The organism is Varibaculum cambriense DSM 15806 (assembly GCF_000420065.1).
Classification (GTDB): domain Bacteria; phylum Actinomycetota; class Actinomycetes; order Actinomycetales; family Actinomycetaceae; genus Varibaculum; species Varibaculum cambriense.
In genome coordinates this window covers 883,767-908,872 of sequence record NZ_ATUF01000002.1, presented here as the reverse complement: position 1 = coordinate 908,872, position 25,106 = coordinate 883,767, and the positions used below count along the sequence as shown (strand labels likewise).

The following is a 25,106-nucleotide window of genomic DNA, read 5'->3' as shown; positions in this document are numbered from 1 at the left end:
ATTTGCAAGCAACACCTAGCCGCAGGAGGGGTAATGCGCGCTGAATCCGTAGCCACAGCACCCTCGCGTCAGCTACTTGACCGTTGGGGTCGGGTCGCTAAAGACCTGCGTCTATCGGTTACCGACCGCTGTAATTTACGCTGCAGTTACTGCCTACCCGAAGATGCCGACACCTGGATTCCTCGCCAGGATCTACTAACCCCTAGTGAGTTCGGGCGCCTGACGCAAGTGGCACTGTCTCTAGGGATTCGTAAAGTCCGTTTAACCGGAGGCGAACCCCTTTTACGTCCCGATTTAGCGGAAATTATTCGCCAGATTCACCAGGCATTTAGGCAGGCTGATTTGCCTGCCGATATTGCCTTAACTACCAACGCTATCGGTTTAGCTCCCCGGTTAGATTCTCTGGTAAACGCGGGTTTAGGGCGCATCAATATTTCTTTAGACACCTTGGATCCCGACCGCTATTTTGCGCTTGCTAAACGCGATCGTTTTTCCGAGGTGGCAGCGGCTCTGGAAAAACTACCAGGTAGCGGCTTAGAACCCATAAAACTTAACTCGGTGATTTTAGATCAGCAGTCCTTAGAGGAAATACCAGATCTAGTTCGCTTTGCACTGCGGCGCGGCTTCCAATGGCGGGCAATCGAGTTCATGCCGATCGGCCCCTTAGGGGATTCAGCTGCTGTACGCCCCCACGCCCGCGACATTCTCGCGCGGCTACAGGAAAGTTTTTCGCTCACCCCAATTGAAACTGACCCGGCGGCTCCGGCGCGGCGCTGGAACGTAGCGGCCGGCAGCGACCATCCTGCCGGGATTATCGGAGTTATCGCCTCCGAATCCGCGCCCTTCTGCGCCACCTGTGACCGCACGCGGCTGTCTGCTGATGGCAAAGTGTACTCTTGCCTCTTTTCTTTAGCTTTTGTCGATTTACTTGCTCCTATGCGTCAAGGTGCCTCTAACGACGAGCTGACTCAGCTTTGGCTTGCCGCTCAAGCAGCTAAGCCTGCTGGTCACCGCGAAATATCGGCGGCAGGACGCAGAACCTATTCCCTTTCTCAGATCGGAGGCTAAAGCGTGTTTACCGTACGTTTTTTCGCCGGCGCTGCCCAGGCAGCAGGAGTTGACAGCGCACAGGTTAAGCCGGCTGCTGACCAAACTCTGCGAGAAATTGCCCAAGCTGCCAGCAACAACGACCTGTCCCCGATCTTGAAGGTCAGTTCGTTCTTAGTGGACGGCGCCCTCGCCGATGGCGACACTCCCCTCGGTGAATCCGCTGCTAACGGGCAACTAGATGTACTTCCCCCTTTTGCGGGTGGTTAAATACTGGCCAACCTGTCCCCACATTAAGGTCGCGGCCGGTAAAAGATACGAGAGGGGCTTGAGCTGAGCCCTGCGAAGCTCATGGGGTCCCCGGAGTGCTTTTACCGTGCCAGACCTGGAACTTTAGGGACAGTTCGACCAGTGGTTACTTCCATCGGAGAAGTATTGATCCTTCCAGATCGGCACCTGTGCCTTGATCTGGTCAACGATTTCAGTGCTCACTTTGAAGGCGGCAACGCGATGCGGGGCATCTACTACCACTAGCAGCGCGGTTTCTCCGATCTCTAGCCGCCCGATCCGGTGACGTACAAAAACTGCATCTAAACTTTCAGCGTTATCCCCCGCTACCTCCGGGGAAAGCGCGCCCTCTCCCTCGGGAAGGGAAAACTGTATGGCGTCCCGGACGGCCTTAATCAGAAATTTTTCGGCCTCCGGATGGGCGGAATAAATCAGGTGGGTTACTCCTTGACCACCGTCGTGGTTACGGACGCAGCCGTTGAACACCACGCGTGCGCCACTAGTGGCCGGAATATCCGCTATCCCCGGGGACGAACTGGGATCTGCCAGGGGTTTTTCTGTAATTTTTACATCGAATATCATCTGTCACCCTCCTGAAGCGCTCTACCGGTATTGTATAAGGGAGTAGCTAGAGGAAAGGACGCGCATGGTTTTTGAACGTGATCGCCTCACCGCCACTGTCGACGGGATCGGTGAGCGTGGGATTGATTCTTTGCAGGCCGCGCGGATTTTGGTGGTAGGTGCGGGCGGTTTGGGCTCGCCTGCCCTGGCCTATTTGAGTGCTGCCGGGGTCGGCACCTTGGGTATTTCTGATCCCGATCGGGTCGAACAATCGAATCTACAGCGCCAAGTAATCCATCCCGCCTCTAGCTTGGGGCAGGTGAAATCGGTGTCAGCCGCGGCCACCGTCCATGCTTTGAACCCGAATGTGCGGGTGCAACTGGAACCGAAGATCACTGCTGATAATGCCCGCAGCATTATCGCTGCCTATGACTTAGTGGTTGATGCGACCGACAATTTTTCCGCGAAATATTTGCTTGCGGATACTTGCGCCGAAGTGGGGTGTCCGCACCTGTGGGGAACTTTAGTGGCGATGAATTTTCAGATTTCAGTATTCGCCGGGGGGCTTACTTTACGGGATCTGTATCCGGCGCCGCCGCCGGCTGGCACTACCCCTACTTCTCGGGTAAATGGCGTGTTGGGAGCGGTTTGCGGGCAGGCAGGTTCAATTCTGGCAACTGAAGCTATCAAAATGATCGTGGGAGTAGGCGAGCCGCTGATCGGAAAACTTTTAATCGTAGATGCGGGCAGCGGAAAATGGAATGTGGTGCATTTTGGGAACGGATCCCCAAAGCCAGTAACGGTATCCGGAAAGGATAAATAATTATGAAAGCGGTAGATGAATACCTGAACCAGGTATTAACCCAGGTAAATTCGCTTCCTCCCACAGTAATGCCAGTGGCGGAGGCTTTGGGCGCCACTTTGGCAGAAGATGTTTTTGCCCGCTTCCCGGTGCCGCCTTTTACTAATTCCGCGATGGATGGGTTTGCGGTGCGTTCCTGCGACCTGCCCAACGTCCTCGAAAATACGTCCACCCCGGCGGCTACCGGCGCAGAAAAAAGCGCAACGACGGTGCCTGCTGCTACGCCCAGCCAAAGCGAATTGCCGAGCGCCCCGGGGGATGATGGAGCCAAAAAAACTCTGCCTTTAACTTTGCCAGTCGAAGCCGATATTGCCGCTGGGGATAACGAGGATTATCAGCTCAGTCCCGGGCATGCTATCCGAATTATGACTGGCGCGCGGATGCCGGCTGGCGCCGATACCGTGATTAAAGTAGAGGACACTACCCTGCCGGCTGGCCCCCTTGACCTACCTAAAGAGGTCACGATTGAGCGTTGCCCGCGCGCAGGAGCCAATGTGCGTAAGGCAGGCGAGGACGCCGCCGTGGGTGACCTGGTGTTAGCGGCAGGAACAGTCCTCACCCCCGCGGCACTTTCTTCGGCGGTTTCGATTGGCTATTCAGAGCTACCGGTTTATCGCCGTCCGCGAGTAGCAGTAATCTCTACCGGATTGGAGCTACGTCCGGCAGGCGCCAGCCTAAAGGGAGCGCAAATCCCGGACTCGAATTCGGTGCTGCTAGAGGCCTTGCTGCGCCGCCAAGACGTAATCGTGTCGGGGGTTTACAGTTCCGATGATGAACCGGAAGTGTTTGCGAAAACTCTGGAGCAGGCCGCCCAGGGAGCGGATTTGATTGTCACCACTGGCGGAGTGAGTGCGGGCGCCTATGACGTGGTTAAACAAGTTGGTTTATCCGGAGGTTTAGCGTTTACCAAAGTTGCGATGCAGCCGGGTAAACCGCAGGGGTTTGGCAGCATTGCCGCCCCCGATGGCGCCGATGTTTATGTGGCAACTTTGCCGGGCAATCCGGTCAGCGTGTTTGTGTCTTTCCACGTATTTGTACGTCCGGTTTTGGCCGCTCTATCTGGTAAAGAGGGACGTGCGGCGCTGCAGACTCGCGCCGCCACTACTACGGTGGCCTGGAAGTCCCCTGCCGGTAAACGCCAGTTCGTGCCGGTACATTTGACCGAGGCAGAGCGGGTAGGCGATACCCCCACGGTTACTCCGACTCACCGTTTAGGGGCGCGATCGCACTTTGTGGCTTCCCTACATCAAGCGAATGCACTGGCAATCGTGCCGGAGGAGGTTACCGAAGTGGAGCAATGGAGTCTGGTCGATGTGTTGCCCTGCTAGGGGCGCATTAACCCGCGCAATATAGCGAGCTGGTCATTAAGAGACAAGGAGCAGTAATGAAAAACGAGGACGCGCAACCTTTACCCCACTTAAATACGTCTGGGCAGGCACATATGGTGGATATTACCGGCAAGCAACCCACGGTGCGCCAGGCACGGGCGCGCGCCTTTGTGCAGTGCTCACCGAAGATCATGGCGGCTTTGCAGGCTGGCGAAGTCCCGAAAGGGGATGCCTTAGCGGTGGCGCGTATCGGCGGAATCGCGGCCTCTAAACGTACCCCCCTGCTGTTGCCTTTGGCGCACCCAATTGGGGTGCATTATTGCGCGGTGGATATCCGCCTGGCTGAGGACGGGGTCGAGATCCTCGCTACCTGCCGCACTGCTGACCGCACCGGAATCGAGATGGAGGCACTCACCGCTGCCTCCGTCGCCGCCCTAAACCTGATTGACATGGTGAAAGGGGTAGACAAAATGGTTTCTATCCGTGAATGCTATGTTTTGGAAAAACGAGGCGGACGCTCGGGAACTTGGGTGCGTCCGGGAAGCGAGCAGGAAGCGGAAGCTAAGGAAGTTGATCATGGCTAGTTCCCCGCAGTACCTAAATGGAGTGATTGTACTGGCAGGGGGAACTGGCGAACGTCTAGGCGGGCGCAGTAAACCTAATCTCCTGATTGCTGGAGATCGCCTGATCAGCTGGACGTTGTCTTTTTTGCCGCCAGTTCCCACTGTAGTGGTGGCTCCCGAGGAGGTGGAGGTTCCCGAGAAAGTTTTCCTCACTATGGAGGAACCTCCGGGCTCGGGACCAGCAGCCGGGATAGTTGCGGGCTGGCACCGTTTAGCTGCCTCGTTCGTGTTTTCGCCCTCCGACATTATCGGGGTTTGCCCCGTGGACGCTCCCCTATCAGGGTTTGCTTTGCGGCAACTGGCACGGCAGCTACAGGAAACTAATGAGGAAGCAGTCGAAAAAGAAAAAATACTCTTAGGCCAGGTCGGAGAGGTTACCCAATATGTGCTGGGGGCATTTACCGTGCGGGCGCTGATGGAGATGGCGCGGGCGAATCCTTTAAATCGTTCGGTACGCGGAGTGCTAGGTGAGATCGGGTTTGCCACCCGCGAGATTTCCCCTGATTATGCCCACGACGTGGATACTCCGGCAGATATCGCCCCGGTAACCGAGTTACTACGCATCTCCCGCTAGCTAATCTAAGGGGAAGGCTACCGGATCTAGCTGCTCTAATAGGTGGGGCAAGAGGGGGCCGAGGACGCTCAGGGTGTCGCGCACTCCGCCTCGCGAGCCGGGCGCATTGGCCACGATGGCACCCGCGGCGCCACGCGCAGTAATCCCCACCAGACCCCGCGAAAGCGAAGATAGCGGGGTAGCTTTTAGACCCTGCTGACAGATTTGCCACGCAATCCCGTCCAGGCGTGCCTCCAGCAGCGGGGCGGTCGCCTCGGGTGTGAGGTCACGTTCGGTAATTCCGGTGCCTCCGGTTGTTAGCACCACCCGCGCCCCTTCGGCAATGGCAGCGCGAATTTCGTTTTGGACGGATTCGATTCCGTCAGCCACCACCCTTACCCGATCTACATCGATTCCGTACCCAGCCAAGAGTTCCTGAGCCAAAGGACCTGACTTATCAGGGCGTTCGCCGCTTTTACAACGATCTGACACAGTTATCACCGCACCTGCAGCACGACCGCGCAATTTTTGTAGTTTTTTCTCTTTTAAGTGCGCGTGCGGGTCCGTTGACAAGGCGAAATCCTCCTACCAATTACGCAAACACCAGCTTGCGATTACCGGGATACTGTCCCTCAGGTTGGACTAGTATCGTTATAAACGATATCGCTGTAACCTGCAGATATTGTCCTCATTTATCTTAACACGGAAAAGATAAGGAAAATCTGACAGGCTGAGGGCGTTACCCGGCATAAAGAAAGCATTGGAGCTATGGAAGCTACTAAGAAATCTAAATACGTACTGACTGACTGGGAACCGAATAACCCGGATAAATGGGACTCTGGACTTGCCTGGCGCACCCTGGCGATCTCCACCTATTCCTTGATTCTGGCGTTCACCGTATGGTTCCTAGTATCCGCAATCGCCCCTAAACTTAACGAGATCGGATTCGACCTCACCAAAGCGCAACTTTACTGGCTGACCTCGATGCCCGGTCTGTCCTGCGGGTTTTTGCGTTTGATTTACACTTTCTTGCCACCCATCGTGGGTACCCGCAAACTGGTGGGCTGGTCTTCAATCCTTTATATGATCCCCATGCTGGGTTGGTTCTTCGCGGTGCAAAACCCGAACACCCCCTATTGGTGGCTACTAGCTTTAGCCTTCATGTGTGGAATCGGGGGCGGTTCCTTCTCTGGCTATATGCCCTCTACCGGCTATTTCTTCCCCAAGCGGCTTTCGGGAACTGCTTTGGGACTGCAAGCCGGGATCGGCAACCTGGGGATGTCGATCATTCAGCTAGTCGGCCCGCTGCTAATGGGATTCTCGCTATTCGGTCTCACCTGGATGAGCCCCCAACAGACCGCGGACGGGGTAAATATTTGGGTGTCTAACGCCGCAATCTTCTTCGTGCCTTGGTGCCTCGTGGCCGCGATCTTGTCTTTCACCCTGCTACGTGATGTACCGATTAAAGCCAATATTCGCCAGCAGCTCGACATCTTCAGCAACGCCAACACCTGGTACATGACGGTGCTGTATGTGATGACCTTCGGACTATTTTCGGGGCTATCGGCAGTATTCGGTCTGCTGATTAACGACAACTACGGTGCCGAATCTCCCCTGAAACTAGCGGTCGTCGGTGCTTCCTTCGCCTTCCTCGGACCGCTGATTGGTTCAGTGGTCCGCATGGCCTGGGGTCCTTTCTGCGACAAAATGGGCGGGGCTATCTGGACCTTCATTTCCGGAGTGGGGATGGCGGTTACCTTGGCCATTGCCGGCTTCTACCTAAATAATCCCCGCGGCATGAGCGACTTTTACGGTTTCCTGATTGCCATGCTGGTAATGTTCTTCTTCTCTGGCCTGGGCAATGCTGGCACCTTCAAACAGATGCCGATGATTATGCCCGCCCGCCAAGCAGGCGGCGCCATCGGGTTCACCGCTGCGGTCGCTTCCTTTGGTCCCTTCGTGGTGTCGGTGGCGCTGACTGCCATCTCCCCGACTACCTTCTTCTACGGCTGCACCGTCTTTTGCATCATCGGTTCGGCGCTGTGTTGGTGGCAGTACGCCCGCAAGAACGCTCCCTTCCCCGGATAAGAAACTATTCCCGAGGACGCCGCTAGCGTCCTCGGAACACAAAACTTGGTAAGCACAAAACTTAAAGGAAAATAAAATGGCTGTTTCTTCGTTATTAAAACTAGGTGCGAAGCTTAGGCGCGGGCAGGTAAGCCAGGATGCTCGCCAAATGTTCCTGGTCGGAGGACGCGAAGCGGATGCGTTCTACCGGCAACGTTTCAGCCATGACAAGGTGGTGCGCTCCACTCACGGGGTGAACTGCACCGGTTCTTGCTCCTGGCGGGTGTTCGTGAAGGACGGATTGATCACCTGGGAGGCACAAGCGGTTGATTATCCTTCGACCGGTCCAGATATGCCCGACTACGAGCCGCGCGGCTGCCCGCGAGGCGCCGCGTTTTCCTGGTACGAGTATTCTCCCACCCGGATCCGGCACCCCTATGTGCGCTCAGTGCTGCTAGATGCCTATCGCAAAGCTAAACAAACTCACCCCGATCCAGTCGATGCCTTCCGGGCGGTCGCTTCCGATCCGGTAGCCTCCGCCGCCTATAAGTCCGCGCGCGGTAAAGGGGGCATGGTGCGTACCAGCTGGGAGGAAGCCCTAGAAATCGTAGCCGCCGCCAATGTTGCCACCATTAAAGACTACGGTCCGGACCGGATCGCCGGTTTCTCGGTGCTCCCCGCCATGTCGATGGTTTCTTTCGGTGCCGGTGCCCGTTACCTGCAGCTGATTGGCGGGGTAAACCTATCTTTCTATGACTGGTATGCAGACCTTCCGGTCGCCAGCCCCCAGGTATTCGGGGATCAAACCGATGTTCCCGAGGCCGGAGACTGGTTTAACTCCTCCTACCTGCTAGTTTGGGGTTCTAACCTGCCGCTCACCCGCACCCCGGATGCGCATTTCATGACCGAGGCGCGTTACCACGGGCAAAAGATGGTATCCATCAACCCCGACTATTCCGATAACACCAAGTTTGCGGATGAATGGTTGCGGGTTAACCCCGGTACCGATGGGGCGCTAGCTACGGCGATGGGGCACGTGATTCTAAACGAGTTCCATGTGGGCAAACAGTCTCCCTATTTCTTGGACTATATGCGTAGCTATACCGACTCGCCCTTCCTAGTAAAGCTAGAAGAAACCCCCGAAGGACTGGTGCCGGGCAAATTCTTAAGCGCCGCTGATGTGTCTAGCCTGCCGGCAGAAGTTAAAGAAAAGCCAAAGCCGGAATTCCGTTTCCTGGTGATGGATGCCGACGGTAGCGTGAAGGATCCGGGTGGTACTTTGGCTGACCGGTTCACTCCGGAAGGTAAAGGTCATTGGAACCTAAAGATGGAGGGGGTAAACGCCCAGCTCAGCCTCTATCAAGAAGGCGGAGAAAGCGCTGAAATTACCCTGCCCCGCTTTGACCTGGTAGCCGGGGAAAACAAAGGTAGCTCCGTGGGTGCTGGCACCATTAACCGGGGGGTACCAGTACGCAAGGTTGACGGGCACCTGGTGACCACGGTTTACGATATTTTGCTGGCTCAGTATGGGGTAAAACGTGCTGGTCTCCCGGGCATTTGGGGCGAGGATTACCAGGATTCCTCCAATCCGGGGACTCCCGCATGGGCGGAAGAAATCACCGGGGTGCCGGCTAATGCCACTATCCGGATTGCCCGCGAGTTCGCGCAAAACGCCCTCGATTCTAAAGGACGCAGCCAGATTATCTTGGGTGCGGGCACGAACCACTATTTCCACTCTGACCAGATCTATCGCACTATCTTGGCACTGACTTCGATGTGCGGCACCCAGGGGGTTAACGGTGGCGGCTGGGCGCACTACGTGGGTCAGGAGAAGGTACGCCCGATTACCGGTTGGACCCAATATTCATTCGCCCTGGACTGGCAGCGTCCCGCCCGGCAAATGATCTCCACCGGTTTCTGGTATTTAACCACTGATCAGTGGCGTTACGATTCGCTGACCACCGACCGCTTAACTTCGCCTGCGTCTGTGGCCTCAGTGCCCAAGCAAAACATTGCAGATTCTTTACTGGAAGCTACTGAACGCGGCTGGATGCCCGCATATCCCCAGTTCAATCGGTCTTCTTTGGAGCTGGGGCGGCAAGCGCAAGAATCCGGGCAAAAACCCGCGGACTACGTAGCCGAAGAGCTCGCTGCCGGAAAGCTAGAGTTCGCGGCGAAAGATCCGGACAATCCGGTGAACTACCCGCGTGTCCTCTTTAACTGGCGTACTAACCTTTTGGGGTCCTCTGCCAAGGGTACCGAGTTCTTCTTGCGCCATATGATCGGGGCCGATAACGATGTCCAGGCCGAGGAAGTACCGGAAGACCAGCGTCCTCGTAACGTGCGTTGGCGCGAGCAGGCCGCGAAAGGCAAGCTGGATTTGGTGGTGACTGCGGACTTCCGCAACACTTCTACCACTTTGCATTCTGACGTTTTGCTGCCAGCTGCCACCTGGTACGAGAAACATGACCTGTCCAGCACCGATATGCACCCCTATGTGCATACCTTCAACGCCGCGATCTTGCCGCCCTGGCAGGCACGCACTGATTTCCAGTTGTTCCAAGATTTAGCGCAGCTGGTCTCCAAGATGGCAGGCAATCACCTGGGTACCCAACTGGACCTCCTGGCGGCTCCTTTGAACCACGACAGCCCGGATGAGCTAGCTAATCCCGCGGGGGTAGTGATTCCCCGCGAGGAATGCGGCTGGGTGCCGGGAGTCAATATGCCAAAGATTATCCCCATCGAGCGCGACTACACCAAGATTGGGGAGAAATTTAACTCCCTGGGTCCGGTTATCGAAAAAATGGGGATGGGCACCAAAGGCGTACCTTTCACCCCGGATAAAGAGCTGCGGGAAATGCGCGAACAGTTCGGAGAAATTGAGACTGCGATTGGCCCGCGTCCGCGCCTAGACACCGACCAGATTGCTGCCGAGTTCATTTTGAAGTTCTCGGGCACCACCAATGGACGCCTCGCCACCCAGGGCTTTAAGACCCTCACCGAAAAGGTGGACGCCGCCGGAGATATGACCGAAATGTCGCGCGGACACGCTGATTACCAGATCACTCTGGCCGATGTGCAACAGGCTCCCAAGACCGTGGTTACTTCCCCCGAATGGTCCGGCAGTGAACATGGAGGCCGGCGTTACACTGCGTTTAGCCAAAACGTAGAGTACCTCAAACCCTGGCACACCCTCACTGGCCGGATGCACTACTACCTGGATCACGACTGGATGTGTGCCTACGGGGAATCCCTGCCCACCTATCGCCCCCCACTGGATTTACACCACCTCTTTGGGGAACCCGCTCCCGGCATGGTGCGCGGGGATGGCACCCCCAGCGCCGAGGTGGCAGTCCGCTACCTCACTCCCCATAACAAGTGGGCGATCCACTCCCAGTATTTCGATAACCTCTATATGTTGACCCTGGGTCGGGGCGGACAAACCGTGTGGATGTCTCCGCAGGATGCCGCCAAGATTGGGGTGCGCGATAACGAATGGATTGAGGCCCATAACCGCAACGGAGTGGTTAGCGCCCGCGCAATTGTGTCCCACCGCATCCCGGAAGGCACCGTGTTTATGTACCACGCACAAGAACGGATTACCCACACTCCGCTTAACCAGTCAACCGGTAAACGGGGCGGCACCCATAACTCTCTGACCCGCATCTTTATTAAACCAACTCATTTGTTGGGCGGCTATGGGCAGTTCTCGTATGCCTTCAACTACACCGGTCCTACCGGTAACCAGCGCGACGAAGTCACCTATATTCGGCGCCGCAGCCAGGAGGTGGAGTTCTAAATGTCAGTGGCAGTTTGCATTTTCTCTAAAGGAGACCAGTCATGAAAGTAATGAGCCAAGTGGTCATGGTAATGAACCTGGACAAGTGCATTGGTTGCCACACCTGCTCGGTGACCTGCAAACAGGCCTGGACTAACCGTACCGGCACTGAATATATGTGGTTCAACAATGTGGAGACTCGCCCCGGACTCGGTTATCCGCGCACCTGGGAAGACCAGGAAAAGTGGAAGGGCGGCTGGCGGCGCACGGCCTCCGGCAAGCTGGTTCCGCGTTCTGGGGGGAAACTAGCACAGCTGACTAAAATTTTCGCCAACCCCCATATGCCACAGATAGACGACTATTACGAGCCCTGGACTTATGACTATGACAAGTTGTTGTCGGCTCCGGCGGGTTCCAAAGCGCTACCGGTGGCGCAGGCGCGCTCCCAAATGAGCGGAAAGCCCTTAAAGAACATTGAGTGGGGGCCGAACTGGGATGACAACCTGGCCGGATCTACCGAAACCATGCAGGACGATCCCACCCTCAAAAAGATGAATCAGCAGGTAAAAACGGATATTGAAAATTCGTTTATGTTCTACCTGCCGCGGATTTGTAACCACTGTTTGAACCCCACCTGCGTAGCCGCCTGCCCGTCGGGAGCAATGTATAAACGCACCGAGGACGGGATTGTCCTAGTTGACCAGGATGCTTGTCGCGGCTGGCGAATGTGTGTTTCGGGTTGTCCTTATAAGAAGGTTTACTTCAACCATAAGAGCGGCAAAGCCGAAAAATGCACCCTCTGCTACCCCCGGATCGAGGCCGGTGACCCCACGGTTTGCTCCGAAACCTGCGTGGGCAGGCTGCGCTACCTGGGGGTTATCCTCTATGACGCAGATCGGGTCAGCCAAGCGGCGGCAGTCAAGGAGGAAACCGATCTCTACCAGGCGCAGCGCGATGTAATGTTGGATCCCTCCGATCCGCAAGTGATTGCGGCTGCGCGGCAAAGCGGGATTCCGGAGTCTTTCATCGAGGCGGCACAAAATTCTCCCGTTTATAAGTTGATCGTGGAATATTCTCTGGCGCTGCCTCTGCATCCGGAGTTCCGCACCCTGCCGATGGTTTGGTACATTCCCCCACTATCACCGGTAGTAGAGGCAGTAACCGCTTCGGGAGCCGATGGGGAGAACCATAAGATCCTGCTAACTGCGCTCGCTACTATGCGTATTCCTCTAGAGTACCTAGCAGACCTATTTGCTGCTGGGGATCCGCGACCGGTGGAGCGCTCCTTGCGGCGCTTAGCGGCTATGCGGTCTTATATGCGCGATATTAATCTGGGCGATAAGCCTAATCCGGAAATCCCGGCTGCGGTAGGCATGAGCGAAGACCAAGTAAAAGCCATGTACCGCTTGCTATCGGTCGCTAAATATAAAGATCGCTACGTCATTCCCACCACTCATCCGGAAACTGCGCGCACCCCCAGTGAATATATTTGTCCGGTGGGTCAGGGCGCGCCCTCGGGTAAAGTTCCGGTGGAAATCGGGAGGGCACCGCGGTGAGCGCTAAGGTTTCTTTTATTCCTACCCGGCAAGAGGCGCCCCCGGTAAACGCGGTGGCTCTGGAGCCAGAACAGCGCTCGGCTGCCCTCATGGCTTGCGCGCTGCTCTTGGATTACCCCGGTGACAACCTGGAGGAAGTCCTTTCCCAGGTGAAGACAGAATCTGAGCTGCTACCCGAGGCTATCGGTCGGGAACTTGGAGAGTTTTCTTCCTGGGCACGCATGCGCGGAGTACGCGGAGTCCAAGAGGACTACGTGGAGACTTTTGACCGCAAACGCCGCTGCGCCCTGGAGCTAACCTATTACGCCACTGGAGATACCCGGCAACGCGGGATCGCGCTGACGGTGTTTTCGGATTTATTTAGCGCCGTAGGTTTCGAGCCTCCCCACCGCGAATCCCTACCTGACTATCTACCGCGGGTTTTAGAGTTAGCCGCCCGCTGTGAGGGCGAAGATTTAGCCCTAGTCTTAGGCGCAATCGCGGCTAGCCGCGAGGGGATCGAAGTGCTGCACGCTGCGCTGTGCTCGCTAGATTCTCCCTGGCAGAAAGTGGTCGCTGCCCTGCGCATGGTGTTGGGGGAAGCCGATAGGGAAACCACTGAGCGTATGGAGCGCCTCATCTGTCAAGGTCCGCCTACCGAATTGGTGGGCTTGGATGACAGTAATAACTTGCCGTGGCCGCAGTTAGCCCCGGTTCAAGCAGACACCGCGAGCGAAGGGTGAAGTCATGGACGTGTTGTTTTGGGGAGTATTTCCCTATATTTGCATTACGCTACTAGTTGCCGGTCTTATCTGGCGTTACCGCTCTGATCAGTATGGATGGACTTCCGAGTCCTCACAGCTACGTGAAGCTAAAATCCTGCGATTAGCTTCCCCGCTATTCCATTTCGGGATCCTGTTCGTGCTGGTGGGACACTTTATGGGGCTATTCATCCCCGACTGGATGACCGAAGCCATGGGGGTTACTCAACACCAATATCACCTGCTAGCCACCTTTGGGGGCACCGCGGCAGGGATTGCGGCGGTGGTGGGCTTTATCGGCTTGCTGTGGCGGCGTTTCGTTAACCATTCGGTACGTTTCGCTACTACCGCTCGTGACCTGGTTGCCTATATTTTCTTGGCGATTCCCCTGGCGTTGGGAGCAATAGCAACCGCCGCCAACCAGATCTTTGGGGCTGATGGCGGCTATAACTACCGCAAAACGATTTCGGTGTGGCTGCGTTCCCTGTTCATGCTGCAACCTCAGGTGGATCTGATGGCGAATGTGCCGCTCAGTTTCAAACTGCATATCATTGCCGGTTTACTGCTGTTGGCGGTATGGCCCTTCACCCGCCTAGTGCACGTACTTTCGGCTCCGGTGGGTTACGTTACCCGTCCACCAATCGTTTACCGCTCGCGGCGCCCCGCGACCGCCGCTAGCCCGGAAAAGCCGGGTTGGACCCCAGTTCGGGCTACTGTCGCCGGCGGAGAGGATGCTGGAGGAGCTCCCGCCCAGGGGGCTTAAAACAGGTCGCTTTTCCGAGGGTGCCGGTTCGCTTTTAAAGCAAGCCGGCGCCCTCAGCGTTCTATCTTTAAAGATTTCCAACTTCGCCAACCGGTTTTATCTAACCTTTAATACCTGAATCTATTTTTTGTTATTAGTACTTTTATTAGCACTATTTCCGTATTAAGCTCATTTTCCAGATATTTTTTCGTATCTGCGATACCCTAATTCTATGCCAAATTATCGTATATCTACTATCGCCAACCTGCTGGGGGTCAGTGATGACACCATCCGCCGTTGGCTCGATGAAAATCTAATCAAAACTGTTGCTGGATCCGGTCCCAAGCGGGTGGACGGAGCCTCAGTAGCTCGTTTCCTGCAGGAGCGTCCCGCTGGGACCCTACTGGGGGAAGAACCTAATGAATCAATCCGTAACCACTTCCAAGGGCTAGTGGTTGCCCTGAAAAAAGGCCAGGTAATGAGCCAGGTAGATCTGCAATGCGGACCCTACCGGGTGGTTTCCCTAGTCTCTACCGAAGCAGTAGAGGAACTGAACTTAGAGGTTGGTTCCGTAGCTACCGCCCAGGTCAAAGCGACTAATGTTTCGGTACAGCTTCCTGAAGGAGAAAAACTGTGAAAAAATTCCGTCTCGTTGCTCTAGCAGCCGGGCTTGCCCTGGCGCTAGGAGCTTGCTCGTCCTCCGGTGGCACTAAGGCCGAAGAGAGCAAAGCTCCGGCAGAAAAAACCCAGCTAACGGTATTCGCGGCCGCCTCGTTAAATAAGGCTTTCCCGGAAATTGTTGAGAAGGTACTGAAAAAGTCAGATCCTAATATCGAGGTGAAGTTCTCCTTTGAGGGTTCATCTACCCTGGTAGATCAGCTAAAAAACGGTGCGGCAGCAGATGTTTTTGCTTCCGCTGACGAAAAGAACATGAAAAAAGCAACCGCTGCGGATCTGGTTAGCGAGGTCAAACCCTTCGCCTCTAACACTTTGGCACTAATCGTCCCCAAGGGGAACCCCGCCAAGATCACCGGGCTAGACGCCTCCTTGGACGGCAAGAAACTAGTGGTTTGTGCCGAGGGGGTGCCCTGCGGTAACGCTACGAAAGAACTGCAGCAAAAATTGGGCGTCACCCTCAAACCCGCATCTGAGGAACAAAAGGTTACCGATGTGCGCGGCAAAGTTGAAAGCGGAGAAGCCGATGCGGGACTGGTTTACCAGACTGACGCAAAGGCCGCTGGAGACAAGGTCGAGATCATTGAAGTTAAGGGCATCGACCAGGTGGTTAACGCCTACCCGATATCTTTGGTGAAAGCCTCTAAGAACCAAGAGGCCGCGAAGAAGTTTATCGACGCTATTCTGTCTGATGAGGGGATGAAGATCCTAGAAAGCTATGGTTTCTCGGCTCCCCTGTCACAAGATAAGAACTAAAGCTCCCCTTGCGTAAGTCTTTCGGAGCTAATCAAGCGGCGGGGTCCCCAGCTTGGCTGTGGGGCCCCGCCGCCTTAGCGCTACTTTTCTTACTGATTCCCTTTGCCGCCTTGGTACTGCGGGTACATTGGGGACAAATCCCGCAGCTGCTGGCCACTACCCAAAGCCAAGACGCTCTGTGGCTGTCTTTAAAAACCTGCCTGATTTCCACCGGGCTGTGTATCGTTTTCGGGGTGCCGCTGGCGTTGTGGCTTTCCCAGGCACGCAACAGTTTCTTTCCCCGCCTGGTGCGTACGTTCGTCACCCTCCCCATGGTGTTACCTCCGGTAGTTGCCGGTTTGGTGTTGCTAATTACCTGGGGACGCATGGGGATTTTGGGATCAAAACTGGATCTTTTAGGGATTCAGATTGGTTTTACCACCTTAGCGGTGGTTATCGCTCAAACTTTCGTGGCGATGCCCTTCCTGATTACTTCCCTCGAGGGCGCGCTACGCACTCGCGGTTTCCAATACGAGGCCGCGGCCCGGGGTTTAGGAGCTTCTCGCACCCGTACCCTGCTGCAAGTAACTTTGCCGCTATCCGCCCCGGCGATCGTTTCGGCAACCGCTTTAGCGTTTTCCCGTTGCCTGGGCGAGTTTGGGGCCACGATTACTTTTGCCGGCTCCCTGCAAGGTATTTCGCGCACCCTTCCCCTCGAGGTATATCTGCAACGAGAAACCGATACTGACCTGGCACTTTCCCTATCTTTAGTGATTATTGCGCTGGCGATTTTGATAGTAGGCGGCACCCAGGTACTTTCCGACTATTGGTATTCGCGTCTGATGGGAAGGCAAAAGCAAAGCGCTGCTCCCGGCACGGCCGGGGCGATTAGCGGTCTTTCCAAGAAAGTACCACGAAAAAAACAGGCCGGTCCGGGGGTGCATCTGGAGGCGAAAATCGCCGTGCGTAACTTAGATGTGGATTTAGATTTTACCCCCGGCTCCGCCACTGCCCTGCTGGGTCCGAATGGGGCGGGAAAATCTACGATCATTTCCCTGCTGGCCGGAACGCTGGTTCCTGATTCTGGCTCTATTAAGTGGAGCGTAGACCAGCCCCGAATAGTGCTTCTCGCCCAAGATCCTGCCTTATTTCCGCATATGTCCGTGCTGCGTAACGTGGTATTTGGCTTGCGTTGCTTAGGGATAGATAAAGATCGCGCCCAGGAATTGGCGCGCAGCCAACTAGCCGCGGTAGGAATACAGAACCTAGAGCGGCGCCGTCCCAATCAGCTTTCCGGCGGTCAAAAGCAACGCGTCGCTATTGCCCGGGCGATGGCGATTGAACCGGATGTGGTGTTACTAGATGAACCGATGGCCTCCCTGGATGTAGAGGTAGCCGACCAGCTGCGAGTGCTGCTGCGGGAACGCATCGGGGGAGCCACCACTATCCAAGTCACCCACGACCTAACCGATGTAATTGCCCTAGATTGCCAGGTGATAGTGCTAAAACAAGGGAAAGTCATCCGGCGTGGCTATTGGCGCGATCTCTTCGGAGAAACCCAGGATCGTTTCCTGCAGCAGCTAACCCGCAAAGCCCAGCTAGATAACGCCATTAAATAGGATCGCTAATAGCCGCTGTAAGGCTAGCGGTTACGTAAATGCGGCGCCTAAACCGGCTTTGGTGAACTGGCACCAGTAAGTAGGTAGGCTTACTACTATGACTACTTCTCCTCCTGGCGAGTCCGCCCAGGTAGAACCTTCTTCTCCGCATTCTTTACCGTCTTTTCAGGGGGCGGTACCTACCCCCATTACGGCCGAAGATCGCTTGATTGCCGACTTTACTGCCGGCCTGCATGCGCACAAGCGAGTACTGGTGGGGTCGGGAGATGATTGTGCGGTTTTGGCTCATCCGGATTCTCGCTCCGTGATTTCCACTGATGTGCTGGTAGAAGGAGTCCATTTTCGTCGTGACTGGATGAGCCTAGAACAGATCGGCAGGCGCGCCGCCGCCCAAAACGCCGCCGATATTGCGGCCATGGGGGCAAGTGCTCATAGCGCAGTCGCGGCGGTAACTATTCCTAAAGACATGGGCAATAACGAGATTACCGCCCTCGCTACCGGGCTAGCAAAAGGCTTAGAAAGCTACGGGTATGCACTGGTAGGTGGGGATCTATCTTCCGGGCCATGCCTGCAGATAGCAGTCACGGTTATCGGGGATTTAGCGGGCCGACCTCCCCTATTACGTTGTGGTGCGCAAGTAGGCGACCAGGTGTATTTCGCGGGGAATCTCGGTGATTCCGCTGCCGGGTTAGCCCTGCTGGAACGCTTCCAGAGTCCGCAAGCTGCCCTAGATGATCCCACCCTACCGGGATCCTTGCGCGGCCTCGTCAACAAAGTTATTTCTCGCTATCAGGTTCCAGAGGTTCCCGCTTCCCTCGCCTCCCGACTAGCCCTGGCCGGGGCCCACGCCTTGATGGATGTTTCTGATGGGCTGAGCCGGGACGGGGCAAAAATAGCAGCCGCTTCCGGGGTAGTAATTGATTTGCACCCCGTCCTCTTAGAAAAATATGCCCAGCGCCTTGCAGATCTGGCTAGTTTCTTGGGTACCAGTAGCTGGGATTGGATTCTCGGGGGAGGAGAAGATCATGGCCTGCTATGTACAGCTCCCGCAGGATTTGCGATTCCCGGTTTTACGCTTATTGGCGAGGTTTTATCGGCGAGCACCCAAGCGGCCAATATCACCAATAAACCCGAAGTTACGTTCAGTAATGAAGATGATTCATCATCTTCGTTTAACGCCTACCTGCTAGTTGAGGGACAACCGTATGCGCAACACGGGTGGGATCATTTTGCCTCTTAAAGGCGGGAGTAAAAAATAAAACGCTAAAAGTAACCAGTGGTGGCTCCGACCGGCATCGATCCGGTGACCTTTCGATTTTCAGTCGAACGCTCTCCCAACTGAGCTACAGAGCCTAGGGGTCTAATAAGACCTGCGACCCAGACGGGACTCGAACCCGCGACCTCCGCCGTGACAGGGCGGCGCGCTAACCAACTGCGCCACTGGGCCTTATTCATTTGTGCTCCACCTTTCGGCAGATCGTACCCCCAACGGGATTCGAACCCGTGCCGTCGCCGTGAAAGGGCGGTGTCCTAGGCCTCTAGACGATGGGGGCCTTGCGGCCTGGCCTCAAGGCCTCGGCTCAGACTTGAATAAGCTTACCGGCATTGAGCAACTAAAGGCAAAGCGATCCCCTATGAAGCCTCTCACAACTGGGGTTTACCGCGTCTTTTAATGGTTCAATACCTGCATTTTTTGTCGGTGAAACGTAGTCTAGTTATATGCAGCTGCAACCTTTAGGCACATCCTCATCAGATCAAACCGTTGAGCAAGTATTTGACTGGCTAACCAGCCTCGCCGGTATGGGCGTAGGGGCGCTAGCCGGGATCATCCTTGCCTCAATCGCTACCGCGATTTTAAAGCTGGTAGCTAAACGCGAGCCGCTCACCAAACTGATCTTAAAACGGGCCACCCGTAGCTTCTTCTTCGCCATGCTGATTCTGGGAGCCTATCTAGGCTGGAAGTACACCACTTCCGGACTGGAAATCGCCGCTTCTACCGGGATTGGGAGGTTTAGCCAAGGATTACTGATCGTGGTGATTTTAGCGGTTACTTTCCTAATCACCCGCATTTGCTACGTGATCGAAGACGTGGCGGTAAAAGCTAACCGCGAGAATCCTTCCCGGAGCCGTTCGAAAATGCTGACTCAGGCACAGGTTATCCGGCGGTTATTACAAGCGGTAGTAGTGGTTGTGGGGATTTCTAGCGCGATTTTAACTTTCCCGTCTGCCCAAGTAGCGATGAGTTCCATGCTGGCCTCGGCTGGCGTGGCTTCTATCGTGGCAACTTTAGCTGCCCAATCGACTCTGGCAAACGTTTTTGCGGGAGTGCAAATGGCGCTTTCAGATGCTCTCCGGGTCGGCGACAAAGTGCAGGTTCCGGGCTTAGATGGCAAGAAAGAGCTGGGCACGGTAGAAGAGATTACCCTCACCTACGTGGTGCTTAATCTCTACGATGAACGCCGCATGATTGTGCCTTCCACCCACTTCACCCAACAAAAGTTCGAGAACTGGACCCGCAAGCACACCCAACAAGTGGGAATGGTGGAACTTTATCTTGACTATTCCGCACCTATCGATTCCATCCGCGCCCAAGTGGACCTGCTGCTGTCAGGCACGGAACTGTGGGATGGGCGCAGCGCCAGCGTAGATGTCTCCGATATGAGCGATGATTGCCAGACTGTGCGCATTTCGGTGTCTGCCGCCGATAGCAATGATTTATGGGTACTGCGTTGTTACCTGCGAGAACAACTAATTCAATGGCTGGTAAAAGAAGTTCCCTGGGCGCTGGTTTCCCGCCGGATTCAACCGCAAGAAGTCCGCTACCTCAGCCGTGACCGCTCTGACGAGGAAGTTCACCGGCTGGCGCGCAAATTGGTAGGCGAAAATAACCCCCAGAAAGGTTAAGCGATGAGTGATTTTGACCCCCGCAGCGCCACTGAGATTGATTGGCGAAACCGCCTGGATGCCAGCGAATACTACGTTTTGCGCGAAGCGGGTACCGAACGCCCCGGCACTGGAAAATACCTGCATGAAAACCGGCAAGGGATTTACCATTGCCGCGCCTGCGGAGCAGAACTGTTCCGCTCTGATACCAAGTTTGATTCCCACTGCGGTTGGCCCGCATTTTTCCGACCCGAGGACGCCGCGGTCACCTACCACCAGGACTCTTCCCATGGCATGGAAAGAACCGAGGTACGCTGCGCCAACTGTCAGAGCCATCTGGGGCATGTTTTTGAGGACGCACCTAACATGCCTACGGGCCAACGCTATTGCATTAATTCTATCTGCCTAGATTTTCAGGCCGAATAATATGCAGATTATCAGTGCAAATCTGCAGCATGGCACCCCCGCATCGGGAGCAGCTAAATTTCAAGATTGCTGGCAAGTAATAGCCCAACAGTTTCTCGATTACCATCCCGACGCCATTTGCCTGCAAGAAGTTGATTTCTATCAGGCACGTTCCGGTTTTGTCGATCAAGCCCGCGCGCTGGCCGCTGCGCTAACCCAGATTTCGGGGCAAACTTGGCAATACCGATTCTTAAGTTTCTTCGCTGGTCAAACGCTTTTAGGGTTGCGGCTTCCCGTATCCTTGCCCAGCGACATCCTCGGAAAAAGCCGGAATCCTTTTCGCGCTGATCGCCCGCTGCTTGGAGGATATGGAGTGGGAGTGCTAACCCCCCATCCGGTGCGGCGCTGGGTAAGTGCCAAACTCGGTTCGGCAGCCCCCCGGATAAAGATTTCCAGCCCAGATCCGCGTGCCTGGAAGTTTTATGGCGGGCAAACTCGCAGTGTGCTCGGGGCAGAAATTGTTACCTCGCAGGGGCGATTCCTAGTCGGCAGCACCCATCTAGAACTCGGGGTAGACACCGCCAAACGGCAGTTAATCCGCTCCTGGCAAGGATTATCCTTACTTGCTGGCAAGGCGACCCCCCTGTTAGTCGGGGATATGAATCTGCGTCCAGAAGTCTCCTGCTCCCTCTACCCCTATTTATCTTTTGCGAGCGCCCCCACTTTCCCCGCGGATCAGCCCCGATCCTGTATCGACCAGCTATTTACCCCGCCTACCTGCCAGGTTTCCCAGGTGGACACTATCGAGATGCCAATCTCTGATCATCGCGCGTTATTTGTTGCAGTGCAGGCATAAGCCGGAGTGAAAATGACCCAAACGAGCAATATTGCGGATCGTATTCCTGCGCCATTGATCTTCGTAGGCTCTGGTTTATCACAATATTCGGGCGCGGCGATTGCGACTTTATGGTTGTTTACGGCCATGACTCCCACCGTGGTCGCTTGGTGGCGGGTGGCGGTAGCAGCAATTATTTTGATCCTGATTCGCCGTCCTTTTCGCCGCGACCTATCTTGGCGAACGTTAGCGGCAGCGACAGTTATGGGACTGTTCATTACCACCATGAATATGACCTTCTACCATGGAATATCCCGGATTCCTTTAGGTACCTGCGTTTCTATAGAGTTTGTGGGACCCGTGATGGTGGCACTTTTCAGAGGACGTGGATGGCGTACCCGGATAGCGGCGCTACTGGCGGGCATCGGGGTGGCAGCTATTTCCGGGATCGGCCTAGATATCGCTAACCTTCAGGCACAGATTGGTTTGGCTTTTTCAATAGCCGCGGGCATTTGCTGGGCAGGCTACATTGTGGTGGGACAAAAACTAGCCGCGCAGGCCACGGCCAAGATTCTTTAGCGATTGGTCTGTTGGTCGCGGCGATTTTAACTGTGCCCTTAGTCGGGCCGTTCGCGATTGCTGCCGGTTGGCAAAGCACTTGGGTTTTACTTTGTTGTATTGCCGTGGGGGTACTGTCTACCGCGCTGCCTTTCCCCTTAGAACAAGTGGCGCTACGCCGTCTGGGTCCCGATATATTTTCGCTGTTAGCTTGCTTAATGCCGGCGATAAGTGAGGTGGTTAGCATGATTGCCCTGCACCACCTGCCAAATGTAGGAGAAATAGCGGGTTTGCTGTGCATTTCTCTGGCGGTAGCTCTTGCGCAGTACCGTCCAGGCATGTTAGACAGGAAGCGTAAGCATAATAACTAGTAAGGATATAACGAGAAAAATGGGTGTAATTGGTTCGATCATCGGTGGCGGTATTATTGGGGCACTAGCGCGCTTCTTTATGAAGGGCAAACAGAACATGGGGATGATCATCACCATTATCATCGGTATGGTTTCTGCTGGCCTGTCTGATTGGCTCTTAGCCAAGGTTATTGGCGAGGGTCACGGTTTTATCAGCTTCATTGTGGCAATCGTGATCGCAGTCGGTTTGATTAGCGTGTACTTGGGAATCACCAACAAGAAAGCAAACTAGCTGCTAGCTATTTGGATGTTTTAGTAGTTTAGACTTCCAAAGTCTTTAACTCTAGGCTGCTGCTCGACAACACGATTTGTCGGGCAGCAGCCTTTTCTATTTGATCCGTAACGTTCGGTTTTTCGCTAACCACGCTAGCCCTTAAACCGGGGACAAATTTAAACCTTCAAGTAGTCACTTGAAGGTTATATTAAGCCCCCTGCTCAAAGCTATAGCTTCGGACGCTTACCAAAAATATTCGCTGTTGAAAACCCGTCAATGGACACTTAGTTTTCCTGCTTTTTAGGAGTTTAGTCACTGGTTATCCCCAACCTGCCAGCAGATTTCACTATTCCTGCAGCTAATAGCCTCAATACTATTTCTACCAGTCCAAACCCTCCATACCCTCAAGGTTTACCTGAGGTTAACCAAGAAAAATTTGACATTTCAGGTTATCTAGCTAGCGAAAAAATGAATATCCACAGGTAATATCCACAGGGTTGTTAACTGGTGCAAAACCGCAGCAATAGCTGTGGATAACACCTGTGGAAAATCCGCCGGCCTACTCGTTGAGAGTACGTCCCGTAAGCGTCTCGTATATTTCTTGATAACGATCAGAGGTCTGTTTTACCACATCTGCGGGAATCTGCGGGGGTACCTGACGCTTATAGGGCTCCCACTGACACGCGTCAGAATCGACCCAATCCCGCAATATCTGGGTATCTAGCCGGGGATTACGCTTGCCCACTTCATAGCTATCGGCATTCCAAAAACGTGAAGAGTCGGGGGTCAGTACCTCATCTCCTAATACCACGGCCTCACCCCCGTAGGGTAGCGCGGAACCAAACTCGAACTTAGTAGATCCCAAGATAATCCCCCGATCCCAAGCAATCTTGGCCGCCCGCTGGTACAGATCAAGCGAGTACTCGATGATTTGATCCACACGTCCACTGCCGACTAAAGACTGTAGCGCCTCCCAAGAAACGTTAGTGTCGTGCCGTCCCATCTGGGTCTTAGCTACCGGATTAAAGACTGGCTCCGCTAGCTTCTGCTCCTGTTGCAACCCCTCGGGCATCCGCGCACCCCCGATAGTGCCCTTAGCTTGATATTCCCGCCAGGCTTCACCCGCCAGGTAACCCGACACGTGACATTCCAAGGGGTACATATCCAGGCGACGACAAATCATCGCTCTACCCGCTGCCATCTCTGGTACCGAGGAAGTAGAGAGAAAATGATTAGGGACCGCATCCCCGAGCTGCTCCAACCACCAGGTAGTTAGCTGGGTAAGGGCAACACCTTTACCGGGAATTTCCGTAGGAAATACCTGACCATAGGCACTGAAACGGTCAGTAGCCACAATCATCACCGTGTCAGAATCATGAGCCGACTGTCCCGCCGGATAGTACACTTCTCGTTCTTTACCAGAGAATAAATGGCGCCATCCGCGCAGCGCCGGGGTATCACTTGACGACATATTCATCATTCTTCCATTTTTTATTTCGATTTGGGAGGGCTGTTGACAAATCTTATTGGAATTGGTGAGGTTAAGGTAGCAAAATGTTACTTATTTAGGTATCCCTTATTAAGAGGTGGTTTCACCGTGCATCAACATGCTTCTACCAGCGAATCTACCCGTACGCGACTGCTAATTGCCGCGGGGATCACCTTGGCAGTGCTGGTTGCCCAATTGATTGGATCTATCGTTTCCGGTTCGCTAGCTTTAGCCGCAGATACCGGACACGTCGCAATTGATTCGATCGGACTATTCTTAGCGGCCTTCACCGCTACTTTGATGACTCGTCCTGCCAGCGGCGAACTCACCTACGGGTATGCGCGCCTAGAAGCGATCGCGGGCGGCATCCAGGCCGGGATGATTATGATCATTTGTACGATCATCGGCTACCAAGCAGTTATCCGGCTGCTTACCCCCACTCCGGTTGATGGCACCCAAATGGCCGCCTGGGCGGTGGCCGGTTTACTGGGTAACTTGGCATCGCTGCTGGTAATGCTAGGACGCCATCGTGACAATTTAAATATTAGAGCCGCATTTCTGGAAGTTTCCGTAGATGCGATTTCCTCCGTGGGAGTAATCGCTGGCGGAATTATTACCCGTCTTACCGGCATCAACCGGATCGACGCGGTAATTTCTTTGCTAATTGCGGGCGCGATGCTGCCACGCGGCTACAAACTGTTAAGGGAAGCGGGCTCGATCCTGCTTGACCGCACTCCGAGCGATTTGAAGATCGCCGAGATCAGGGAACATATTATGCAGGTAGAACACGTAACTGGAATTCATGACCTGCACGTGTGGCCGCTTAACTCACAAACCGTGCTTTTATCAGCGCACATCATTATCGCTAAGGAATGTTATCGCGACGGTCATGCCCTGGAAGTGCTACACCAGGTAGAAGAATGTATGAAAGCCCATTTCCCACGAAAAATCGAACATTGCACCCTGCAGATTGAGCCCGAAGGCCACGCTGCGCACGAAACCTTAAAACACTAACTGCGGAACCCCTACAGCTCGGCAATCCCTGTTTTGTCTCTACCAAAACAAAAACACCAACATAATGTCCCACAAACTGGACATTGCAATGAGCTCTAGTGCCTACACCCCAACGTTTCCTCGC

At 54.9% G+C, this 25,106-nt stretch carries 25 protein-coding genes and 3 tRNA genes; 22 read left to right on the top strand and 6 right to left on the bottom strand.

Annotated elements, in window-relative coordinates:
* The first annotated feature begins 33 nt into the window (after positions 1-33).
* The gene (gene moaA, locus F605_RS0104055) at positions 34-1,068 is read left to right on the top strand and encodes a GTP 3',8-cyclase MoaA (protein WP_022864629.1); all 1,035 of its coding nucleotides are present in this window, start codon (positions 34-36) and stop codon (positions 1,066-1,068) included.
* Between the two features lie 3 nt (positions 1,069-1,071).
* On the top strand, positions 1,072-1,317 hold the full coding sequence (locus F605_RS0104050) for a ubiquitin family protein (protein ID WP_022864628.1): 246 nt from the start codon (positions 1,072-1,074) through the stop codon (positions 1,315-1,317).
* Between the two features lie 123 nt (positions 1,318-1,440).
* On the opposite strand, the gene F605_RS0104045 is transcribed toward F605_RS0104050, so the two are convergent.
* A complete protein-coding gene (locus F605_RS0104045; RefSeq protein ID WP_022864627.1) occupies positions 1,441-1,917 on the bottom strand; it encodes a molybdenum cofactor biosynthesis protein MoaE in 477 nt (158 codons plus the stop codon).
* A 64-nt stretch (positions 1,918-1,981) separates the two neighbouring features.
* On the opposite strand from F605_RS0104045, the gene F605_RS09805 reads away from it, so the two are divergent.
* The 4 genes from F605_RS09805 to mobA are packed head-to-tail and all read left to right on the top strand — an operon-like array spanning position 1,982 to position 5,283.
* Positions 1,982-2,719 (top strand): HesA/MoeB/ThiF family protein, encoded by a 738-nt coding sequence (locus F605_RS09805; RefSeq protein ID WP_022864626.1) that lies wholly within the window; start codon positions 1,982-1,984, stop codon positions 2,717-2,719.
* 2 nt (positions 2,720-2,721) lie between these two features.
* Positions 2,722-4,086: a molybdopterin molybdotransferase MoeA gene (locus F605_RS0104035; protein WP_022864625.1), complete on the top strand. Its 1,365-nt coding sequence runs from the start codon at positions 2,722-2,724 to the stop codon at positions 4,084-4,086.
* A 56-nt stretch (positions 4,087-4,142) separates the two neighbouring features.
* Positions 4,143-4,670 (top strand): cyclic pyranopterin monophosphate synthase MoaC, encoded by a 528-nt coding sequence (gene moaC, locus F605_RS0104030; protein ID WP_022864624.1) that lies wholly within the window; start codon positions 4,143-4,145, stop codon positions 4,668-4,670.
* Positions 4,663-5,283 carry a molybdenum cofactor guanylyltransferase gene (gene mobA, locus F605_RS09800; RefSeq protein WP_022864623.1) on the top strand — a complete coding sequence of 207 codons (621 nt, stop codon included), beginning with the start codon at positions 4,663-4,665 and terminating at the stop codon, positions 5,281-5,283. The genes moaC and mobA overlap by 8 nt, the downstream gene beginning before the upstream one ends.
* On the opposite strand, the gene F605_RS0104020 is transcribed toward mobA, so the two are convergent.
* On the bottom strand, positions 5,284-5,763 hold the full coding sequence (locus F605_RS0104020; protein WP_399328640.1) for a MogA/MoaB family molybdenum cofactor biosynthesis protein: 480 nt from the start codon (positions 5,761-5,763) through the stop codon (positions 5,284-5,286). It abuts the gene before it with no gap.
* A gap of 267 nt (positions 5,764-6,030) precedes the next feature.
* Here F605_RS0104020 and F605_RS0104015 point away from each other — a divergent pair, with 267 nt between their 5' ends.
* From F605_RS0104015 to thiL, 9 genes are all read left to right on the top strand, one after another.
* Complete coding sequence (locus F605_RS0104015; protein WP_022864621.1) at positions 6,031-7,350, top strand: nitrate/nitrite transporter; 1,320 nt, start codon at positions 6,031-6,033, stop codon at positions 7,348-7,350.
* A 76-nt stretch (positions 7,351-7,426) separates the two neighbouring features.
* Positions 7,427-11,128, top strand: coding sequence for a nitrate reductase subunit alpha (locus F605_RS0104010; protein ID WP_022864620.1), 3,702 nt, complete (start codon positions 7,427-7,429; stop codon positions 11,126-11,128).
* Positions 11,129-11,169: 41 nt separating this feature from the next.
* Complete coding sequence (narH, locus tag F605_RS09795) at positions 11,170-12,663, top strand: nitrate reductase subunit beta (RefSeq protein WP_022864619.1); 1,494 nt, start codon at positions 11,170-11,172, stop codon at positions 12,661-12,663.
* Positions 12,660-13,385: a nitrate reductase molybdenum cofactor assembly chaperone gene (gene narJ / locus F605_RS09790; RefSeq protein WP_022864618.1), complete on the top strand. Its 726-nt coding sequence runs from the start codon at positions 12,660-12,662 to the stop codon at positions 13,383-13,385. The genes narH and narJ overlap by 4 nt, the downstream gene beginning before the upstream one ends.
* A gap of 4 nt (positions 13,386-13,389) precedes the next feature.
* Complete coding sequence (gene narI / locus F605_RS0103995) at positions 13,390-14,166, top strand: respiratory nitrate reductase subunit gamma (protein WP_022864617.1); 777 nt, start codon at positions 13,390-13,392, stop codon at positions 14,164-14,166.
* Positions 14,167-14,377: 211 nt separating this feature from the next.
* On the top strand, positions 14,378-14,782 hold the full coding sequence (locus F605_RS0103990) for a TOBE domain-containing protein (RefSeq protein ID WP_022864616.1): 405 nt from the start codon (positions 14,378-14,380) through the stop codon (positions 14,780-14,782).
* Positions 14,779-15,576 (top strand): molybdate ABC transporter substrate-binding protein, encoded by a 798-nt coding sequence (gene modA / locus F605_RS0103985; protein ID WP_022864615.1) that lies wholly within the window; start codon positions 14,779-14,781, stop codon positions 15,574-15,576. The genes F605_RS0103990 and modA overlap by 4 nt, the downstream gene beginning before the upstream one ends.
* Positions 15,577-15,584: 8 nt before the next feature.
* A complete protein-coding gene (locus F605_RS09785; RefSeq protein ID WP_022864614.1) occupies positions 15,585-17,174 on the top strand; it encodes an ABC transporter permease in 1,590 nt (529 codons plus the stop codon).
* Between the two features lie 97 nt (positions 17,175-17,271).
* Positions 17,272-18,414 (top strand): thiamine-phosphate kinase, encoded by a 1,143-nt coding sequence (thiL, locus tag F605_RS09780; protein ID WP_022864613.1) that lies wholly within the window; start codon positions 17,272-17,274, stop codon positions 18,412-18,414.
* A 37-nt stretch (positions 18,415-18,451) separates the two neighbouring features.
* Here the strand turns inward: thiL and F605_RS0103970 are convergent.
* The 3 genes from F605_RS0103970 to F605_RS0103960 form a co-directional block, all read right to left on the bottom strand.
* Positions 18,452-18,527: transfer RNA gene (locus F605_RS0103970), tRNA-Phe, on the bottom strand.
* Positions 18,528-18,547: 20 nt separating this feature from the next.
* Positions 18,548-18,621, bottom strand: a tRNA-Asp gene (locus tag F605_RS0103965).
* A gap of 33 nt (positions 18,622-18,654) precedes the next feature.
* Positions 18,655-18,727: transfer RNA gene (locus tag F605_RS0103960), tRNA-Glu, on the bottom strand.
* 166 nt (positions 18,728-18,893) lie between these two features.
* Between F605_RS0103960 and F605_RS09775 the strand changes: the two genes are divergently transcribed.
* The 6 genes from F605_RS09775 to F605_RS0103935 are packed head-to-tail and all read left to right on the top strand — an operon-like array spanning position 18,894 to position 22,497.
* On the top strand, positions 18,894-20,078 hold the full coding sequence (locus F605_RS09775; protein WP_022864612.1) for a mechanosensitive ion channel family protein: 1,185 nt from the start codon (positions 18,894-18,896) through the stop codon (positions 20,076-20,078).
* Positions 20,079-20,081: 3 nt separating this feature from the next.
* Entirely contained in the window at positions 20,082-20,483 is a 402-nt protein-coding gene (gene msrB, locus F605_RS0103950) for a peptide-methionine (R)-S-oxide reductase MsrB (RefSeq protein ID WP_022864611.1), read from the top strand.
* Between the two features lies 1 nt (position 20,484).
* Complete coding sequence (locus F605_RS0103945) at positions 20,485-21,318, top strand: endonuclease/exonuclease/phosphatase family protein (protein ID WP_022864610.1); 834 nt, start codon at positions 20,485-20,487, stop codon at positions 21,316-21,318.
* Between the two features lie 12 nt (positions 21,319-21,330).
* Positions 21,331-21,876 (top strand): EamA family transporter, encoded by a 546-nt coding sequence (locus F605_RS10990; RefSeq protein ID WP_051132087.1) that lies wholly within the window; start codon positions 21,331-21,333, stop codon positions 21,874-21,876.
* Positions 21,877-21,908: 32 nt separating this feature from the next.
* A complete protein-coding gene (locus F605_RS11600; protein ID WP_419184826.1) occupies positions 21,909-22,226 on the top strand; it encodes an EamA family transporter in 318 nt (105 codons plus the stop codon).
* 19 nt (positions 22,227-22,245) lie between these two features.
* Positions 22,246-22,497 (top strand): hypothetical protein, encoded by a 252-nt coding sequence (locus F605_RS0103935; RefSeq protein ID WP_022864609.1) that lies wholly within the window; start codon positions 22,246-22,248, stop codon positions 22,495-22,497.
* 541 nt (positions 22,498-23,038) lie between these two features.
* On the opposite strand, the gene F605_RS0103930 is transcribed toward F605_RS0103935, so the two are convergent.
* On the bottom strand, positions 23,039-23,950 hold the full coding sequence (locus tag F605_RS0103930; RefSeq protein WP_051132115.1) for a phosphoribosylaminoimidazolesuccinocarboxamide synthase: 912 nt from the start codon (positions 23,948-23,950) through the stop codon (positions 23,039-23,041).
* A 126-nt stretch (positions 23,951-24,076) separates the two neighbouring features.
* On the opposite strand from F605_RS0103930, the gene F605_RS0103925 reads away from it, so the two are divergent.
* Positions 24,077-24,982, top strand: a complete 906-nt coding sequence (locus F605_RS0103925) for a cation diffusion facilitator family transporter (protein WP_022864607.1) — start codon at positions 24,077-24,079, stop codon at positions 24,980-24,982.
* The last annotated feature ends 124 nt before the right edge of the window (positions 24,983-25,106 follow it).

Coding starts and splice junctions, on each gene's coding strand:
- moaA (WP_022864629.1), top strand. CDS start 34: ATGCGCGCTGAATCCGTAGCCACAGCACCCTCGCGTCAGCTACTTGAC.
- F605_RS0104045 (WP_022864627.1), bottom strand. CDS start 1,917: ATGATATTCGATGTAAAAATTACAGAAAAACCCCTGGCAGATCCCAGT.
- F605_RS09805 (WP_022864626.1), top strand. CDS start 1,982: ATGGTTTTTGAACGTGATCGCCTCACCGCCACTGTCGACGGGATCGGT.
- F605_RS0104035 (WP_022864625.1), top strand. CDS start 2,722: ATGAAAGCGGTAGATGAATACCTGAACCAGGTATTAACCCAGGTAAAT.
- moaC (WP_022864624.1), top strand. CDS start 4,143: ATGAAAAACGAGGACGCGCAACCTTTACCCCACTTAAATACGTCTGGG.
- mobA (WP_022864623.1), top strand. CDS start 4,663: ATGGCTAGTTCCCCGCAGTACCTAAATGGAGTGATTGTACTGGCAGGG.
- F605_RS0104015 (WP_022864621.1), top strand. CDS start 6,031: ATGGAAGCTACTAAGAAATCTAAATACGTACTGACTGACTGGGAACCG.
- F605_RS0104010 (WP_022864620.1), top strand. CDS start 7,427: ATGGCTGTTTCTTCGTTATTAAAACTAGGTGCGAAGCTTAGGCGCGGG.
- narH (WP_022864619.1), top strand. CDS start 11,170: ATGAAAGTAATGAGCCAAGTGGTCATGGTAATGAACCTGGACAAGTGC.
- narI (WP_022864617.1), top strand. CDS start 13,390: ATGGACGTGTTGTTTTGGGGAGTATTTCCCTATATTTGCATTACGCTA.
- F605_RS0103990 (WP_022864616.1), top strand. CDS start 14,378: ATGCCAAATTATCGTATATCTACTATCGCCAACCTGCTGGGGGTCAGT.
- thiL (WP_022864613.1), top strand. CDS start 17,272: ATGACTACTTCTCCTCCTGGCGAGTCCGCCCAGGTAGAACCTTCTTCT.
- F605_RS09775 (WP_022864612.1), top strand. CDS start 18,894: ATGCAGCTGCAACCTTTAGGCACATCCTCATCAGATCAAACCGTTGAG.
- msrB (WP_022864611.1), top strand. CDS start 20,082: ATGAGTGATTTTGACCCCCGCAGCGCCACTGAGATTGATTGGCGAAAC.
- F605_RS0103945 (WP_022864610.1), top strand. CDS start 20,485: ATGCAGATTATCAGTGCAAATCTGCAGCATGGCACCCCCGCATCGGGA.
- F605_RS10990 (WP_051132087.1), top strand. CDS start 21,331: ATGACCCAAACGAGCAATATTGCGGATCGTATTCCTGCGCCATTGATC.
- F605_RS0103935 (WP_022864609.1), top strand. CDS start 22,246: ATGGGTGTAATTGGTTCGATCATCGGTGGCGGTATTATTGGGGCACTA.
- F605_RS0103930 (WP_051132115.1), bottom strand. CDS start 23,950: ATGTCGTCAAGTGATACCCCGGCGCTGCGCGGATGGCGCCATTTATTC.